12 protein-coding genes and 1 riboswitch are annotated in these 16,879 nt (G+C 71.3%); of the genes, 7 read left to right on the top strand and 5 right to left on the bottom strand.

From position 1 onward, the window contains the following. Positions 1–119 precede the first annotated feature (119 nt). From OIE13_RS06620 to OIE13_RS06610, 3 genes are all read left to right on the top strand, one after another. On the top strand, positions 120–1,526 hold the full coding sequence (locus tag OIE13_RS06620) for a DUF1116 domain-containing protein (protein WP_326641994.1): 1,407 nt from the start codon (positions 120–122) through the stop codon (positions 1,524–1,526). Between the two features lie 224 nt (positions 1,527–1,750). After that, complete coding sequence (locus OIE13_RS06615) at positions 1,751–3,802, top strand: serine/threonine-protein kinase (RefSeq protein ID WP_326641996.1); 2,052 nt, start codon at positions 1,751–1,753, stop codon at positions 3,800–3,802. 55 nt (positions 3,803–3,857) lie between these two features. After that, the gene (locus tag OIE13_RS06610) at positions 3,858–5,297 is read left to right on the top strand and encodes an MFS transporter (RefSeq protein ID WP_326641997.1); all 1,440 of its coding nucleotides are present in this window, start codon (positions 3,858–3,860) and stop codon (positions 5,295–5,297) included. A 70-nt stretch (positions 5,298–5,367) separates the two neighbouring features. Here the strand turns inward: OIE13_RS06610 and OIE13_RS06605 are convergent, their stop codons facing one another. From OIE13_RS06605 to OIE13_RS06595, 3 genes are all read right to left on the bottom strand, one after another. Then, positions 5,368–6,963, bottom strand: coding sequence for a bifunctional 3'-5' exonuclease/DNA polymerase (locus OIE13_RS06605; RefSeq protein ID WP_326641999.1), 1,596 nt, complete (start codon positions 6,961–6,963; stop codon positions 5,368–5,370). Between the two features lie 35 nt (positions 6,964–6,998). Next, entirely contained in the window at positions 6,999–8,507 is a 1,509-nt protein-coding gene (locus OIE13_RS06600) for a metallophosphoesterase family protein (protein WP_326642001.1), read from the bottom strand. 214 nt (positions 8,508–8,721) lie between these two features. After that, the gene (locus OIE13_RS06595; protein ID WP_326830268.1) at positions 8,722–10,305 is read right to left on the bottom strand and encodes an FAD-binding oxidoreductase; all 1,584 of its coding nucleotides are present in this window, start codon (positions 10,303–10,305) and stop codon (positions 8,722–8,724) included. Between the two features lie 46 nt (positions 10,306–10,351). Between OIE13_RS06595 and OIE13_RS06590 the strand changes: the two genes are divergently transcribed. The 4 genes from OIE13_RS06590 to OIE13_RS06575 all read left to right on the top strand — a co-directional run bounded on the left by OIE13_RS06590 (position 10,352) and on the right by OIE13_RS06575 (position 13,890). Further along, the gene (locus OIE13_RS06590; RefSeq protein ID WP_326642003.1) at positions 10,352–10,918 is read left to right on the top strand and encodes a TetR/AcrR family transcriptional regulator; all 567 of its coding nucleotides are present in this window, start codon (positions 10,352–10,354) and stop codon (positions 10,916–10,918) included. After that, positions 10,915–12,420 carry a glycerol-3-phosphate dehydrogenase/oxidase gene (locus OIE13_RS06585; RefSeq protein ID WP_326642005.1) on the top strand — a complete coding sequence of 502 codons (1,506 nt, stop codon included), beginning with the start codon at positions 10,915–10,917 and terminating at the stop codon, positions 12,418–12,420. Before OIE13_RS06590 ends, OIE13_RS06585 begins: the two co-directional genes overlap by 4 nt. A 101-nt stretch (positions 12,421–12,521) precedes the next feature. After that, positions 12,522–13,469: a sucrase ferredoxin gene (locus OIE13_RS06580; RefSeq protein WP_326642007.1), complete on the top strand. Its 948-nt coding sequence runs from the start codon at positions 12,522–12,524 to the stop codon at positions 13,467–13,469. Between the two features lie 106 nt (positions 13,470–13,575). Further along, entirely contained in the window at positions 13,576–13,890 is a 315-nt protein-coding gene (locus tag OIE13_RS06575; protein ID WP_012893126.1) for a WhiB family transcriptional regulator, read from the top strand. A gap of 130 nt (positions 13,891–14,020) precedes the next feature. Here the strand turns inward: OIE13_RS06575 and rsgA are convergent, their stop codons facing one another. Together rsgA and glyA are read right to left on the bottom strand one after the other, a co-directional pair. Continuing rightward, positions 14,021–15,139 (bottom strand): ribosome small subunit-dependent GTPase A, encoded by a 1,119-nt coding sequence (gene rsgA, locus OIE13_RS06570; protein ID WP_326642022.1) that lies wholly within the window; start codon positions 15,137–15,139, stop codon positions 14,021–14,023. Between the two features lie 362 nt (positions 15,140–15,501). After that, positions 15,502–16,758 (bottom strand): serine hydroxymethyltransferase, encoded by a 1,257-nt coding sequence (glyA, locus tag OIE13_RS06565; protein ID WP_326642023.1) that lies wholly within the window; start codon positions 16,756–16,758, stop codon positions 15,502–15,504. 32 nt (positions 16,759–16,790) lie between these two features. Beyond that, positions 16,791–16,874, bottom strand: a riboswitch (ZMP/ZTP riboswitch). Positions 16,875–16,879 lie beyond the last annotated feature (5 nt).

Below are 16,879 nucleotides of genomic sequence, written 5' to 3'. Positions count from 1 at the left end.
CACCGGGGTCTCCCGCTGACCACCGCCGGACACCGGGACCGCCCGCTGACCACCGCCGGACGCCCGGAAGCGGCCGCATTCCCTCCGAACGTCACCGTTCTTCGCTCAGGAGTTCACCCATGACGCTGACCATGCTTTCCGGCGAGCCGGAAGTGATCACGGTGGGGGCCGACGTGCTCGGCGAGGCCCTGGACGCCCAGGCCGTTCCACGGACGCGGGTGGACTGGCGCCCGCCGATGCCCGGTACCGAGGCGGACCTGGCCCGGGTGCTGGCCGACCCGCGCAGGGGCCGCGCCAACAAGACGGCGGTGGGCCGCCTGGTCTCCGCCCGGCCGCAGCTCGTCGGGGTGCGGCCCGCACATGAGGTGCTCGACCTGCCGAAGGGCACGTTCCTGCACGCGGGGCCGCCGATCGAGTGGGAACGGGCGTCGGGCCCGATGCGGGGCGCGCTCGTCGGGGCGATGCTGCTGGAGGGGCTGGCCGCCGACGCCGCCGACGCCGAGGAGCGGCTGGCCTGTGGGCGGGCGCGGCTGGACTCCTGCCACCACCATCGGACCGTCGGGCCGATGGCGGGCGTGGTCACCTCGTCGATGTGGATGTTCGAGGTCCGTGACGCCGAGCACGGCGGCACCGCCTACTGCTCGCTCAACGAAGGGCTGGGCAAGGTGCTGCGCTACGGCGCGTACGGCCCGGAGGTGCTGAGGCGACTGCGCTGGATGGCCGAGGTCCTCGGCCCCGTGCTCAGGGCCACCCTGGAGCGGAGCGGGCCGCTGGATCTGCGGTCGCTGACCGCGCAGGCCCTGCAGATGGGCGACGAACTGCACAACCGCAACCGCGCCGCCACCTCGCTGCTGGTGCGCGAACTGGCTCCCGAGGTGGTGGAGGCCGCTCCCGGCCACGCCACCGAGGTGCTCCGCTTCATCAACGGCAACGACCACTTCTTCCTCAACGCGGGCATGGCCGCGTGCAAGGTCAGCACGGACGCCGCGAGGAACGTCCCCGGCTCCACAATGGTCGTCGCGATGGCACGCAACGGCACCGACTTCGGGATCCAGGTCTCCGGGCTGGGCGACCGCTGGTTCACCGGCCCCGCGGGCGTGCCGGACGGTCTCTATCTCGGCGCGTACGGCCCGGACGACGCCAATCCCGACATCGGCGACTCCACGATCACCGAAACGGCCGGCCTGGGAGGCTTCGCGATGGCCGCGGCCCCGGCGATCGTGCGGTTCGTCGGCGGCGACGTCTCGGACGCGATGGCGGCCACCCGCTCCATGTACGAGATCACCCTGGCCGAGCATCCCGCGTACCAGATCCCGGGGCTGGACTTCCGGGGCACGCCGGTCGGCATCGATGTCACGCTGGTCGCCAGGACGGGCCTGCTGCCCACCGTGAACACCGGTATCGCCGGCCGGGTCGCGGGGACGGGACAGGTCGGCGCGGGTCTGGTCAACCCGCCCGCCTCGGCTTTCACCTCGGCGCTGGCCGCGCTGGCCGAGACAGCCGATCATGGAAACGAATCGATTTAGTGATCCTTTAGCTATCAGAAACGGGCGAAGCTGACATTTCTCCCGCCCGCCGGCGGCATCCGGCGACGTCAGGGCGCGGACGCGAGATCGGTGATCCGAAGAGCACCGAATCACCGACAAATACCATCACGCGCTTTCTCCGTACACCAACTTCCAATATCGAATGACATCCCGATATCGTGTTCAGCCTTACAAAAAGGGCTGTTTATGGGGAACGGGGTACGATGACCGATCGCTTGCTCGGGAGAAACCCCCAGGGGCCTGAGGGTGGCGATTCCGCCGGGGCCGCACCGGAGGGCCAGGGCAGGCTGGTGGGCAGGCGCTACCGCCTGGTGTCACCGGTGGGCCGTGGCGGGATGGGCATGGTGTGGCACGCCCACGACGTCCTGCTCGACCGGGACGTCGCGGTCAAGGAGCTGATCCTCCCCTACGGACTCGACCACGCGGGCAAGCAGGGAGCGCACCGGCGGATGCTCCGCGAGGCCCGCTCGGCGGCCCGGCTCAGCCACCCCGGCATTGTCACGGTCCACGACGTCGTCGAGGAGGACGGCCGCCCCTGGATCGTGATGGAACTGGTCCGCGCCTGGTCGCTTGAGCAGGCCGTACGACAGAGCGGGCCGCTGCCCGTGATCCAGGCCGCCGAGATCGGCGTCCGGGTGCTCGACGCGCTCCGCCACGCCCACGCCGCCGGGATCATGCACCGCGACGTCAAACCCGGCAACGTGCTGCTGACCTCCGACCGGGTGGTGCTCACCGACTTCGGCATCGCCGCGATAGAGGGCGACGCCACGATCACCCAGACCGGCCTGCTGATGGGCTCCCCCGCCTACATCCCGCCGGAGCGGCTGTCCGGCCAGCGGGCCACCCATTCCTCCGACCTGTGGTCCTTCGGTGCCACCCTTTACGCGGCGGTCGAGGGCCGGCCCCCCTACGAGGGTCCTGACGCGGTGGCCGTGCTCGGCGCGATCCTCACACAGGAGCCCAACCGCCCCCAGCGGGCCGGCGCCCTGATCACCGTCATCGACGGCCTGCTCCGCAAGAACCCCGCCGACCGGATGACCGCCGCCCAGGTGTCGGATCTGCTGGACCGGGTGCTGCGCAGCCACGGCTCCAGCACCCCGAACCGCACGCCCAGCCCGGTGCCCTCGTCGATGCCGATCCCCGGCGACTCCATGCCGATGCACCTGATGCCCCCGCTGGACGTGCCGTCGGGGCCGATGCCCTCCCGGATCATCGAGACGCCCTCCGGCCCGATCCGGGTGCCCTACGACCCCGCCGCCGACTTCTCGGGCGGTCACGCGCTCCCCTACGACGTGCTCGACGGGCCGAGCGGAGCCCACCGCGCGGACCTGCTCTCCCCCCCGGGGCACTCCCCTGCCCCCGGATCCCCGCAGACCGGCGGGCACCAGCGCGGGTACGACGCGCTGCGCACCCCCGCGACCGGACCGGACGGTAACCCGTTCGACGCGCTGACCAGCTTCTCCGGTGACCTCCCCGGCGCCCCGCCGCGCGGTGGGCGCGGCGAAGCCACGCTCTGGCCCATCCCGGCCTCGCGGGAGCCGGCCCCCTCCGACGCCGTACGGAACTCCCAGGCCATGACCTCGCCCGGCAGGGCCAGGGCACGCGCGGGCACGCGCCGCGCTCCGGAGCGCAGGGGCGGCCGGTCGCGCGGCAACGGTCTCGACGGTCTGCTGATGCTCGGCGGGGGCGGCGTGCTGACCATCGTGGTCGCCGGGCTGATCGTCTTCCTCCCCGGCGACGACTCCGGCACCACGAACTCCACGGGCCCGTCGGTGGCGATCTCCGCACCCGCCGACCCGGCGGCACCCTCCGATACCGAGGAGGAGATCCCCGACGGCTTCAAGCCGGCGAACGCCGCCGGGGTCTTCGGCGCGGTGCCCGGCGACTGGACCGTGAAGGCCGGCCCGGAGGGAACCGTCACCTTCTCCGGCCCGAAGGGCGGCGGGCAGAACATCGTCGTCGTCGAGGTGCCGGTCGCGGACCCGGTGACGGCACTTCGCAAGGCGAGCAAGAAGGGCCTGGACGAGTACACCGAAGTAGGCGTGACGGCGGTGGACTACCGCTCGTGGAAGGCCGCGGACTGGGAGTACACCTATCTCCAGCCCAACGGCGTCCCGATGCACGGGCTGACGCGCTACGTCGCCGTCAACGGCCAGACCGCCTACCAGATCACGTTCAGGGTTCAGGATCTCGACTGGGAGAAGAACTCGGAGATCCTGGACACCTTCTTCGCCACCTTCACCTCCGCCGACTGACCCCGCCCGCGAGACGACTTCCCGGTCCGGTCATGAGTGATGGCAGACTTCACTCGTGACCGCCGACACCACGCCTCCCGACACCACGCCCCCCGACCTCTCCCGTGCCCGCCTTGACGGCGGGGAGCAGGTCGCCACGGTGCGGCGGCGGACGCTCGCCGTCCTTTCCGCCGCCCAGATCAGCGGCGGGATCGGCGTCGCCGTGGGACTCGCCTTCAGTTCGGTGACCGTGAAGGAGCTCTCCGGCTCCACGACGCTCAGCGGGCTGGCCGGGACCGCGACGGTGCTGGGCGCCGCGCTGCTGGCGCTGCCCACCGCCAGGTCGTCCGGCAGGGGCGGCCGGCGGGCCGGGCTCACCCTGGCCTACGGGTGCGCCCTGCTCGGCTGCCTGGTCTCACTGCTCGCCGTCGCCGTGGGTTCGTGGCCGCTGCTGCTGGCCGGGCTGGTGCTGTTCGGCGCGGCCAGCGCGGGCAACCTGGCCTCCCGCTACGCCGCGACCGACCTGTCTGCGCCGGGGCACTCGGCCCGGCACCTGTCGCTGGTGGTGTGGGCCACCACCGTCGGGGCGGTCACCGGCCCGAACCTGGCGGGACCCGCCGAGCGGCTGGGTGCCGGGTTCGGCCTGGCACCGGGCAGCGGCCCGTTCGCCCTCGCCCTGCTGAGCTTCGCGATCACCCTCGTCGTCATCCTTGTCGCCCTGCGCCCGGACCCCCTGCTCCTGGCCCGCTCCATGCTTCCGCCCCCGGACACCGCGCCGCCCGCCTCCGCGGGGCGGACGGGCGGGGAGCACCAGGCCGCGGAAACGCCTCCCGGCCCTGACAGCCCGCCCTCCGTCCAGGCGCCGCTCCCCGTCCAGGCGCCGCCCTCCGGCCCGGCCTCGACGTCGGCCACGGCGGACGGCTCCGGGAAGGGCGAGGGCACGCTACGCGCCGCCTGGCGGGTGCTGCGCGGGACACCCGTCGCGAGGCGCGCGCTGATCGCGATCGCGGTCAGCCACACCGCCATGGTGTCGATCATGTCCATGACCCCGGTCCACCTCGACCACGGCGGCTCGACGTACACGGTCATCGGTGTCGTGATCAGCCTGCACATCGCGGGGATGTACGTGCTGTCCCCCGTGGTCGGCTGGCTGGCCGACCGGGCCGGGCGGACACCGGTGCTGGTGCTGGGCATGGGCCTGCTGCTGACCTCCGCGGTCCTCGCGGGCGGGGCCGAGGCGCACGACGTCACGCGGGTGACCGCCGGGCTGGTCCTGCTCGGCCTCGGCTGGTCCTGCGGGCTGATCTCCGGTTCGGCGATACTCAGCGAGGCGGTGCCGTTGAAACACCGCACCCCCGTGCAGGGCCTGTCCGATCTGCTGATGAACGTCTGCGGCGCGACCGGCACCGTGGCCGCCGGGGTGATCGTCGGCAGCCTGTCGTACGGCGTGCTCGGCGCGGCCATCGGGGTCATGGTGACGATCACCGGCGCCTGGCTGGCTCTGAGCAGGGCCTGAGCAGGGCCTGCCCCGCCCGGATCCGGGGTTCCGAGCGCTCGCGCACACCGGCATGCCCCCCAGGCGGAGCTCATTTGGCGTCGGCGTAGCACCGCACCTGGACCGCCTGCATCGGGAAGCAGACGGGGGTCGATCCGAACAGCAGCCTGCTCGCCTCCTCCGCCGCCCTGCCGACCGCCGCGACGACCTCGTCCGCCTGCTCGGCCGGGCAGTGCACCATCACCTCGTCGTGCTGGAAGAACACCAGCCTGGCCGGGTCGGAAAGGAGGCCGCGCAGCACGGCCATCAGGGCGAGCGCCCACTCGGCCGCGGTCGCCTGGACCACGAAGTTGCGGGTGAACCGGCCACGCTCGCGGGCCGCGCGGCCTCCCTCGGGGCCCGAGACCAGCGCCCGCCAGCCGGCCGAGGGCGGCGGCGAGGTGCGGCCCAGCCAGGAACGGACCACCTTGCCCTCCTCCCCCGCGCGGGCGGCGTCCTCCACGAACTGGTAGGCGCGGGGAAAGCGCTGGCGCATCACGGCCAGCAGCTTGGGCGCGTCTCCGCTGGTGCCCCCGTACATCGCCGACAGCATGGCGATCTTGGCGTTGTCGCGCTCGCCGCCGAACGCCTGCGCCAGCGCCTGGTAGAGGTCGATCTGCCCGGCAGCCCCGGCCAGGCCGCCGTCCCCGGCCATGGCGGCCAGCACCCGCGGTTCCAGCTGGGCCGCGTCGGCGACGACGAGCGTCCAGCCGTCGTCGGCCACGATGACCTTGCGCATCAGCTTGTGGATCTGCAGGGCGCCGCCGCCGTTGGTGGCCCACCGGCCCGTCACCACGCCGCCCACCACGTACTCGGGCCGGAAGCGGTGGCCGCGGACCCACTGGTCGGCCCAGGCCCAGCCGTGGAAGCTGTAGAACCTGGCCATCTCCTTGTAGGCGAGCAGGGGCGCGACGCCGGGGTGGTCGACCTGTCTGATGTCGTGCGCCCTGGTGGAGGAGACGGGCACGCCCGCCGCCTTGAACGCCCTGACTATCTGCTGCGGCGAGTCGGGGTTGAACGAGGTGCCGAAGGCCGCCGCCACCTGATCGGCCAGGGCCTGGAGCTTGGCGGGCCGCATGCCGTGCACCGGACGCGGGCCGAGCAGGTCTGTCAGCAGCTCGTCGTGCACATCCTCACGCCAAGGCATGCCCTCCTGGGCCATCTCCGCGGCGATCAGCGCCCCGGCCGACTCCGCGGCGACCAGCAGCCGGAACCGCCGAGGATCGGCGGTGGCCTCGACGCGCCGCAGCTGGTCGGCGTGGACCTCGGCGACCAGGTCCGCGTCGGGCGCCGGCGTCTCCTCCTCGAAAAGGGTGGCCTGCCGCGCCTGGGACTCCTGATGGTCTTCCGGCACGGGGAGACCGTGCAGCCGGGCGTGGGCGGCCCTGGCCGAGCGGGGCTCGCCGAAACGTCCCTCATGTGCCAGGAGCAGGCCCTCGGTCAGCGCCAGGTCGTGGCAGCGCGCCACCCGCACGCCCGCGGCCAGCAGCGCGGGGTAGACCTCCCGCGTGTCCGCCCAGACCCAGCGAGGGTGGCAGGCCTCCAGCTCGCGAACCGCCGAGGCCAGATCGGCGACGGCCACGGCGGACTCGCCGTCCACGCGTAGAGCGCCCCCACCGCCGGGAGCGGCCGCGACCGACACGTTCATACGCCAACACTGCCACGCCGGTACGACATTCCGGTTCAGACGAGCGGTATGACGATCTCGTCCTCGAGCGGGGGCTCGATCTCCTGTGGCAGGCACCCGGTGGCGGCGAAGCTGCGGATCCGTAAGACCTCGGGCGTCACCGAGACGTGCAGGAAGCTTTTGAAGAACGGCGGGGTGTCCCAGTCCGACAGCTCCGACAGGTAGCGGTGAAAGATCCTGCCCACCGGAAGCCGGAACGGCATCGGCCAGCCGCCGAGCATCCTGGCCGCCCATCTCATCCGCCGGGTGATCGGCACGGCCGGGATGTCCCGCACCGGGGTGTTGCCGATCCGCCGGGACATCAGCGCCGAGCTCTCGTCCGGGGTGAGGTAGAGCCAGCGCATGCGCAGCCGGTCGCTGTAGAGCCTGCTGTAGAACGACAGCGAGTCACCGCGGAGCGGATAGCACCTGTAGTCGTCCTCGTGCAGGCCGCCGACGGTGACCCGGGGGATGGTGTGGGTGGCGTGCATGAAGGCCCCTGAGCCGCCCGCCACGATGTACTGGATGGTCCGCTCCCCTACCTTGATCGGGAAGCGCTGGTAGTTGTGCACGTCGCCGCCTATCGCCGCGACGTAGTTGTGGGCGGGGTCGGTGACGATGTCGTCGATGGTGCCGCCCCCGGCCAGCTTCGACGGTTTGTAGTCGTTGCGGGTGTAGATGGGCTTTCCGGTGATCAGCACCTTGGGCCGGGGGTCGCGGGAGACCTCGCGCAGCCAGCCTTCCTGCTCGGCGTCGATGTCGCCGCGTATCCCGGTGTCCACGCCGACGATGAGCAGCCCGGGGGTCTCCATCGCCCAGTAGGGCGCCGGCTGCGCGGCCTGCTGCTCAGGCTTCGCCCGTCGCTCGCGCGCCCTGGCCAGCCGGGCCTCGTCGATCTTCTCGGGCCTGTGCCAGAGCAGGCCGCGCAACCCGGAGGGCGACAGCCTGCCCCCCTCGCTCTCCGCCGCCAGGGACGGGGCGTCACAGAAGACGCGCATGAAGCCGCCGAGCCCGTCGTACCAGTCGTGGTTGCCGGGGATCGCGTAGATCGGCGCCCGGTAGTCCTGGTACGGGCGGAAGAACTTGTCCTCGTACTCGTTCCCCGCCCCCGTGGGGTAGATCACGTCACTGGCGATGACCGCGAAGGCGGTGTCCTCACCGATCCTGAGCATGCCCGGCACCACGGCGTACTGCGAGGAGTCGCCCTCCCCGGTGTCACCGAGAACCAGGAAGGAGAACTCCGGGCCGACGTCCACCGGGATACGGAAGGAGGGATCGACCCCCCGGGCACGCTGGGATGCCACCCAGCGCGCCCGTACCTGCCCCGACGGGTCTCCGAACAGGGCCGCGAGGACCTCGTTCCTGGAGCGCCAGACCGTGCGCACATCGAGCCAGGAGAAGGGCTTCCGGCTGGGCAGCAGTTCCTCGAAGGTTCCCCTCCGCGAACAGGACCAGCCCGCGCCCTCCTTGGACACCCGGGAGGAGACCTCACGCCCGCGCTCCGCTGCCTGCCCGACATCGACCATGACCCTATCTTGGCAATGATCTTAAGGAGTCGCACCCGGATCACGGGTAAGAAAGATGGATTGTCCCGTTCGGCGGCGGCCGAGCCGGAAGCCGGAGGGCGACCTCCGGGAGACCCGCCCGGAAGGCGGGCCTCACAACGGGTGCCTCCTGACGGCCTCCAGGAAAAGGGCTTCGGGAAAATACCTTCGGGAAAAGGGCTTCAGGAGACGAGCCTCAGGAGACAGGCCTCTCCGGGGCGACCAGGACACCCGGGTTGAGGATGCCCTCGGGGTCGAGCCTGTCCTTGATCCCGCGCAGGATCTCCACGCCCAGGTCGCCGATCTCGACCGCGTGGGCCTCCCGGTGGTCGCGGCCGACGCCGTGGTGGTGCGAGATGGTGCCCCCGGCTCCGACGATCGTCTCGTTGACCGACCGCTTGGCCGCCTCCCACTGCCCGACGGGGTCGTCGGTCTGCGCCACCACGACCGTGAAGTAGAGGGAGGCGCCGGTGCCGTACACGTGGGAGACGTGGCACATCACCAGCGGTGAGCCGAGCGAGGCGCGCAGCGAGAGCCGCACGGCCTCGTACAGGCGAGGCAGGTTGGACCAGAATCCGGCGGTCTCCAGCGTCTCGACGGTCGCCCCGGCGGCGAGTAGCGAGTCGCGCAGGTAGGGCGCGGAGTAGCGCCCGTGGGCCCACGACTCGCCCGGATCGGGACCGAGGTAGACGCCGCCGAGCCCGGACGCCACGGCGGCGACCCGCTCCCGCAGCGCGGGCACCTCGGAGAAGCCCTCGTACCCGGCGACGGCCAGGCAGCCCGCGTCGGCGGACAGGGCGCCGATCTCGCCCGGCCTGGCCAGGCCTATCATCGTCTCGGTCTCGTCGGACAGGCGCAGCACCGTGGGCACGGCGCCCTCCTGGGCCAGGTGCCGCAGCGCGGCCGAGCCCGCCGCGAACGACTCGAACCGCCACCCCTCGTAGACGCGTTCGGCGGGCGCGCGCCGGACGCGGAGCCTCAGGGAGGTGATCACACCGAAGGCCCCCTCCGAGCCGAGGATCACCTGACGCAGGTCGGGACCGGCGGCCGACCTGGGCGCCCGGCCCAGGTCGAGAGTGCCGCGCGGGGTCGCCACGGTCATGCCGACGACCATGTCGTCGAAGCGGCCGTAGCCGGCCGAGGCCTGGCCACTGGAGCGGGCGGCGGCGAAACCGCCCAGCGTGGCGTACTCGAACGACTGCGGGAAGTGTCCTAGGGTGAGCCCGTGCCCAGCCAGAAGCTGCTCGGCCTGCGGGGCGCGCAGCCCCGGTTCCAGCTCGGCGACCATCGACTCGCCGTCCACGGCGACCAGCCGGTTCAGCCGGGCCAGGTCCAGCGCGACGACACCGGTGAAGCCCTGCCTGGTCGCGACCAGGCCGCCGACCACGGAGGTGCCGCCGCCGAACGGGACCACCGCGACCCGGTGCGCGGCACAGGTCGCCAGCACCGCCAGCACCTCATCGTGGGAGCCGGGCAGCACCACCGCGTCGGGCGCGTCGGAGCCGTCTCCGGCGCGCATGCGCAGCAGGTCGGGGGTGGACTTACCGCGGGTGTGCCGGATGCGGGCGTCGTCGTCGAAGCGCACGTGGTCGGCGCCGACGACACCGCGCAACTCGGTGAGGACCGGCGGGGACAGTGCCACGGCGGGCAGGCGCACCTCACCGAAGTCGGCGGCCCGGTCCCGCGGCGGACGCACGCCCAGCATCTCGTGGAGCAGTTTGCGGATCGGTTCCGGCAGGTCGGCGGCCTTTGCGGGATCGCCCCAGCCGGACCAGAGCATGGGTTCCGCGGCACTCGTCGGTTTTTCCACCCCTACACTGTGACATATGACGTCCATTCGTCACAATGCGGCCGCGGAGAGCGGCGACCAGGTCCTCGACGCCGCCCGCGAGGTGGTCCTCGCGGTGGGGGTGCGGCGGGCCACACTCACCGACGTGGCTCGCCGGGCCGGGGTGTCCCGCATGACGATCTACCGCCACTGGCCCGACATGCGCACTCTCGTCGCCGACCTGATGACCCGCGAGTGGGTGCGCGTCGCCGGCCGATTCGCCACCGAGGATCCGGTCACCGCGGCGGTGGCGGTGGTGCGGGCGCTGCGTGATCACCCGCTCTGGCGAAAGATCGTCGAGGTCGATCCCGAGCTGCTCCTGCCCTACCTGCTCGATCGCCGGGGCTCAAGCCACGAGGCCATGCTCGGCCTCGTCGAGTCGGCGATCACCGCAGGACAGGAGCTCGGCACCGTGCGCGGCGGTGACGCGGCGAGGCTGGCCAGGGCCGTGCTGCTGACGGCCCAGTCGTTCCTGCTCTCCGGCCCCACCATGCTCGACCCGCTCACCAGGGACGATCTGGACGCCGAGCTCGCCACGCTCCTGGAAAGGTACCTGCGACCGTGAAATCCTCTCTCAACGCCGCCCGCCGCGCCCGCGAGCTCGCCGAGGTCCGCGACCTCGTGGTGGACGTGCTGGTGGTGGGGCTGGGCGCGACCGGTGCCGGGGCGGCACTCGACGCGGCCTCCCGAGGCCTCTCCGTGGCCGCGATCGACGCCCACGACCTGGCGTTCGGGACCTCCAGGTGGAGCTCAAAGATGATCCACGGCGGGCTCCGCTATCTGGCCAGGGGACAGGTCGGGGTGGCGTACGAGAGCGCGGTGGAGCGCGGCCACCTGCTCGGCCGCATCGCGCCGCACCTGGTCAGGGCCCAGCCCTACCTGCTGCCGCTGGTCCCCGCGGTCTCCCGCCGTCACGCGGCGCTGGTGATGACCGGGTACCGGCTCGGCGAGGGGCTGCGGATCGCGGCGCACACGCCCCGGCACCTCCTTCCCGGCCCCTCGCGCATCTCCGCCCAGCAGGCGCTCGCCCTCGCCTCTCCGCTGGACTCGCGCGGGCTGCGCGGCGCCCTGCTGTCGTGGGACGGGCGTCTGACCGACGACGCCCGCCTGGTGGTCTCCGTGGCCAGGACCGCCGCCCGGTGGGGGGCGAGGGTGCTGACCCGCTGCCGGGCGTTGGCGGTGTCCGGCGAGGGCGCGCTGGTCCGCGACGAGCTCGGCGGGGACGCCTTCACCCTCCGGGCCAGAACGGTGGTCAACGCCACCGGGGTCTGGGCCGCCGGGCTCCACCCGGGCATCCGGATGCGCCCCTCGCGCGGCACCCATCTGGTGCTGCGACCCGAGACGCTGCCGGGCATGGCCGCGGGGCTGCACGTGCCGATCCCCGGCGAGAGCAACCGGTTCGCGCTGGTGCTCCCCCAGCCCGACGGACGGGTCTACGTCGGCCTCACCGACGAGCCGGTGGACGGCCCGGTCCCGGACATCCCGCAGGCGCCGGAGGAGGACGTGACCTTCCTGCTCACCGTCCTGAACTCCGTGCTGGAGGAGCCGATACGGCGCGAGGACGTCGCCGGTACCTACGCGGGGCTGCGGCCGCTGCTCGCCGCCGACGGCCACACCGCCGACCTGTCCAGAAAGCACGCGCTACTGGCCATGCCGGACGGGATGGTGACGGTCGTGGGCGGCAAGCTGACCACGTACCGGCGGATGGCCGAGGACGCGGTCGACCGGGCGGTGTCGCTGGGCGGGCTCAAGGCGGGCCGGAGCCGCACCGCGAGGTTGCCCCTCGTCGGGGCCGTCAGCCCGGACAGGGGGAACGGCAGGGGGACGGACCGGCTGCTGGAGCGGTACGGGAGCGAGGCGGGCGCCCTGCGGGCGCTGATGGCCCGCGAGCCATGGCTGGCCGAGGCCGGCCCGACCGGGGTCACGGGGGCCGAGCTCGTCTGGGCGGTCAGGCACGAGGGCGCCCTGGACGTGGACGACCTCCTCGACCGGCGGACCAGGATCGGCCTCGTCCCCTCCGACCGCGAGGCCGCCCTCCCCCTGGCTCGCGCGGCACTGGCCTACTGACACCGCCGGCACGCTTTTACCCACCTACGATCGTTTTCCCCCTCCGCCACCTCAACCCGACCATTAGGTTAGTCTTGCCTAACCTAGAGCGAGGAGAGAGAGTGATCACGGGCGGTGGCGCGAGCATGGCGGATACGGCGGGCAAGGGATGCGCGCATCCCCGGGGCTGCCATACCGGCGAACTGCCGGTCCACGCCAGCGCGACCGTCGGAGCCCGCTTCTGGCTGCTGATCGAGCACTCCGGCCCCTGGGCCTCCCACCTCGAAGACTGCAAACTTCCTGAGGGCGTTCACACTCTTATCAAACGGGCCACGCGGCTCGGCGTCCGGTCCCAGTTGATCCGCCGCCCGGGTCGCAGAAACCCCGTGGAAACCGGCATTCACGTCATGGTCGCCAACTCCGTCACCGCCGAACCATGGATCGCCGAGGGCGTCGTCGCAGGTCCAGACGATCTTGACCTTGACAGCGTGGTGGCCGGAGTGGTCCCGGAGTCCTGCATACTTGTGAGTGAGCCGGTTTTTCTGGTCTGCACGCATGCCAAGCGCAACGCGTGCTGCGCCCGCATTGGACTACCCCTGGCTAGGTCCTTGGCAAAATCATTGCCGGACACAGTATGGGAAACATCACATGTTGGCGGCGATCGATACGCCGCCAACCTCGTGTGCTTGCCACACGGGCTTTACTACGGCAGCATGTCTCAGGCTGCTGCGATCGCGGCAGCCAACGCGTACCGGTCCGGCGAGATCATTCTCGACCGTTTCCGGGGACGCGCAGGCATCCCTGAGCCACTGCAAGCCGCTGAGCATTTCATCCGCATTCATACGGGCGAACTCTCGGTTGACGGAGTGGCCGTGGAATCCTCCAGGTCAGACGGCGCCGTCACCGAGGTATTTGTGCGCGGTAGTGGCGCTCGTTTTCGGGTAGTGGTTGAACCCATGACGCTGACAACGCCATGTGGTACGGCTTGCGCCGATACGATCACTACCTACCGGCTGGTAGCGCTGGACAGGCTCACCCCTGTGCTGTACGCCACGTCCGCGCTGACCTGACCTGAGGGAACATCACGGCCTATCCAGGCGTTGGATCCAGGGACGCCACAAGCGTCCAAATGCGGCATCAACCAGAAATACCTCTCAACTATAAGGTGGTTTTCTCATGTCTCAGGTACGTCGGCAGACCGCCCGGCCTCGGCCCAGCTGGGGCTGGCAGGATGACGCCGCGTGCCGGGGCGAGGACCTCGTGCTCTTCTTCGGTCCCGACGGTGAGCGTCAGCCCGAGCGTGACATCCGCGAACGTAAGGCCAAGGCGATCTGCGCCCAATGCCCCGTTCGCGCCGAGTGCCTGGACTACGCGCTGTCCCGTCCGGAGAAGTACGGCACCTGGGGCGGTCTGAACGAGGACGAGCGCGCCTCCGAGCGTCGCCGTCGTATGCGCCGCGCCGCCAGCGCCGGCATCAGCGCCGTCGCCTGAGCAGTACCTCCACCCGGCTTCCCCTCACGTGTGATCTCGCGCACCCCCTGCGAGATCACACGTTGTCGTGTCGGGCCCCGCACGTGCGACGCCTGGAACAGACAGCCGCACGGCGGGCGCTTCCCGCGTTTCACGGCCTGCTACGGCCCGGCTTCCGCATCTCCCTGTGGATGACCTTCCACTTGTTCTGCAGTTCCTTGCGAAGCCGCGCGTCACTCCGAGAGGCCATCCACGCGGCCTCCCTCTGCAGCTTGTTCCAGCTCTCCAGCCGCCGCTCGGGAAGCGTGCCGTCCTCGATCGCGGCGAGCACCGCACAGCCCGGCTCGCTGTCGTGCCGGCAGTCGCCGAACCTGCAGCGCTCGGCGAGCTCCTCCAGGTCGGAGAAGACCATGTCCACGCCCTCGCCCATGTCGTACAGGCCGATGCGGCGGATACCCGGCGTGTCGATGATCAGCCCGCCTCCCGCCAGCGGGATGAGCTCGCGGTGCACAGTGGTGTGACGCCCCCGGCCGTCGCCGGACCTGACCTGCTGGGTCTCCATGGCACCCTCCCCCGCCAGGGCGTTGACGAGCGTGGACTTGCCCGCGCCGGAGGCCCCGAGCACCACCGCGGTGCGCGTGCCCTCAAGATAGCCGCGGACGATACCGACCCCCTCCCCGGTGACGGAGCAGACCGGGTGCACATCCACCCCCGGCGCAGCCGTGGCCACCTCCTTCAGCAGGAAGTCGAGCCCCTCGCCGATCAGGTCGGACTTGGTGACGAGCACCACGGGACGGCCCCCGCTCTCCCAGGCGAGCGCGAGCAGCCGCTCGATCCTGCCCAGATCGGCGGTGTCCGTGGCGTGCAGTGCGGGCTCGGCGACGAAGACGACATCGACGTTGGCGGCGAGCACCTGCCCCTGGGAGTCACCGGAGAGCCCGCTCCTGGAGACCCGGCCGACACCGCCGCGCACGAACGCGGTGCGCCGGGGCAGAAGCGCCTCCAGCTCGAAGCGGCCCTCGGCCAGCCGGCGGAGCCCGGCCCAGTCACCGACGCAGGGCAGGGCCACCGGATCTGCGGCGGCCTCACGCCGCACCCGGGCACCGTAGTCGGCCCGGAGACGGCCGGAGGCGGTCAGCACCTCGGCGGCACCGCGATCGACGCGGGACACCCGGGCGGGAGTCAGACCGGCGGGGAGTTCGGCGGCGAAGAAGTCGGTCCAGCCGAGCGCGGTGAGAGCGGCCGATGAAGAGATGAATGGCGAAGACAACGTGGGTACACCCTTTTTGGAAGGCCGGGTGCCCCGTCGCGAATCGGCTAGGCGGGCACCCGAAGGTCGGTGGATGACAGGATCGTCAGAACAACCCGCATGATCTCCACCTCCTCGTGGCTCACAGCCGTCCGTCTCTCGAACGACGTCTTCGGGAGAACCTTAGCGCAGCCTCTCCCGCCCGGCGCAAACCCATTTGGCCGTAGGCCCCCGGGGATGCGTCGGGGCTCCGGGACGCATGACGTCCCGGAGCCCCGACGCCTCCGGCGACGGATCCGGCGACGGATCCGGCCCGCGAAGATCTGTTCAGCCTCGTCGGCACGGCCCCGGGCATGCCCGGCGCACCGTCCGCGAGGGCTCGGTCACATGCCTGGGGCCGGGAAGTGGGAGGTGAGCTCCCTGACCTCGCCGTGCACTCGGGTGATGACGTGCTTGGCCTCGTCCTCGTCCTTGGCCAGGGCGGTGACGACCTGGTCGATCCAGGCGCCGATCTGCCGCATCTCGGCGACGCCCATGCCGCGGCTGGTCACGCCCGCGGTGCCGATGCGGATGCCCGACGGGTCGAACGGCTTGCGCGTGTCGAACGGCACGGTGTTGTAGTTGGTCTCCAGACCCGCCTTGTCCAGGGCCTGGGCGGCGGGCTTACCGCCGATGCCCTTGGGGCTCAGGTCGAACAGGATGAGGTGGTTGTCGGTGCCACCGGAGACCAGGTCGAAGCCGCGGCTGCTGAGCTCCTCGGCCAGCGCCTTGGCGTTCAGGACGACCTGGCGGGCGTAGTCCCTGAACTCGTCGGTCGCCGCCTCCTTCAGCGCCACCGCGATGGCCGCGGTGGTGTGGTTGTGCGGGCCGCCCTGCAGGCCGGGGAAGACCGCCTTGTTGAGGGCGGTGGCGTGCTCGTCGGAGGTGGCCATGAGCATGGCGCCCCTGGGCCCGCGCAGGGTCTTGTGGGTGGTGGTGGAGATGACGTCCGCGTAACCGACCGGCGACGGGTGGGCGCCACCGGCCACCAGGCCCGCGATGTGCGCGATGTCCGCGGCGAGCACGGCCCCGACCTCGCGGGCGATCTCGGCGAAGGCCGGGAAGTCGATGGTGCGCGGGATCGCGGTACCACCACAGAAGATCACCTTGGGTCGCTCACGGAGGGCGATCTCGCGCACCTCGTCCATGTCGACGCGTCCGGTGTCCTTGCGAACCCCGTAGCGGACCGGGTTGAACCACTTACCGGTGGCCGAGACCGACCAGCCGTGGGTCAGGTGGCCGCCGAAGGGCAGGCCCATGCCCATCACGGTCTCGCCCGGCTTCAGGAAGGCCAGGTAGATCGCGAGGTTGGCGGGCGAGCCCGAGTAGGGCTGGACGTTGGCGTGGTTCACCCCGAACAGGGACTTGGCCCTGTCGATGGCGATGGTCTCGATCTGGTCGATGACCTGCTGGCCCTCGTAGTAACGCTTGCCGGGATAGCCCTCGGAATACTTGTTGGTGAGGACGGTGCCCGTGGCCTCAAGGACGGCCTTGGAGACGTAGTTCTCCGAAGCGATCAGCTTGACCGTGTCGGCCTGCCGCCGCTCCTCGGCCTTGATGAGCTCGGCGATCTGCGGATCCACGCTGGAAAGAGCACTCATGCGCCTTCACTCCCCTGTCATCGTCGACATCGCGCGAAGACCCAGGCGCTCGGCCTTCTCGCCCTTCAGCTCCCCGGTGGTCTCTCCCACCCTATGCGCCAGTTGCCGCATAGACGATAGC

The sequence above is a fragment of the Streptosporangium sp. NBC_01810 genome (genome assembly GCF_035917355.1).
GTDB lineage: Bacteria > Actinomycetota > Actinomycetes > Streptosporangiales > Streptosporangiaceae > Streptosporangium.
The sequence above is the reverse complement of the archived record's forward strand: the minus strand, read 5'-3'. Positions and strand labels throughout refer to the sequence as shown.

What these genes read in the sequence shown, in the direction of transcription:
- glyA (WP_326642023.1), bottom strand. Translation starts at nt 16,758, where the DNA reads ATGAGTGCTCTTTCCAGCGTGGATCCGCAGATCGCCGAGCTCATCAAG.
- OIE13_RS06600 (WP_326642001.1), bottom strand. Translation starts at nt 8,507, where the DNA reads ATGGTCGATGTCGGGCAGGCAGCGGAGCGCGGGCGTGAGGTCTCCTCC.
- OIE13_RS06615 (WP_326641996.1), top strand. Translation starts at nt 1,751, where the DNA reads ATGACCGATCGCTTGCTCGGGAGAAACCCCCAGGGGCCTGAGGGTGGC.
- OIE13_RS06575 (WP_012893126.1), top strand. Translation starts at nt 13,576, where the DNA reads ATGTCTCAGGTACGTCGGCAGACCGCCCGGCCTCGGCCCAGCTGGGGC.
- OIE13_RS06620 (WP_326641994.1), top strand. Translation starts at nt 120, where the DNA reads ATGACGCTGACCATGCTTTCCGGCGAGCCGGAAGTGATCACGGTGGGG.
- OIE13_RS06595 (WP_326830268.1), bottom strand. Translation starts at nt 10,305, where the DNA reads ATGCTCTGGTCCGGCTGGGGCGATCCCGCAAAGGCCGCCGACCTGCCG.
- OIE13_RS06590 (WP_326642003.1), top strand. Translation starts at nt 10,352, where the DNA reads ATGACGTCCATTCGTCACAATGCGGCCGCGGAGAGCGGCGACCAGGTC.
- OIE13_RS06605 (WP_326641999.1), bottom strand. Translation starts at nt 6,963, where the DNA reads ATGAACGTGTCGGTCGCGGCCGCTCCCGGCGGTGGGGGCGCTCTACGC.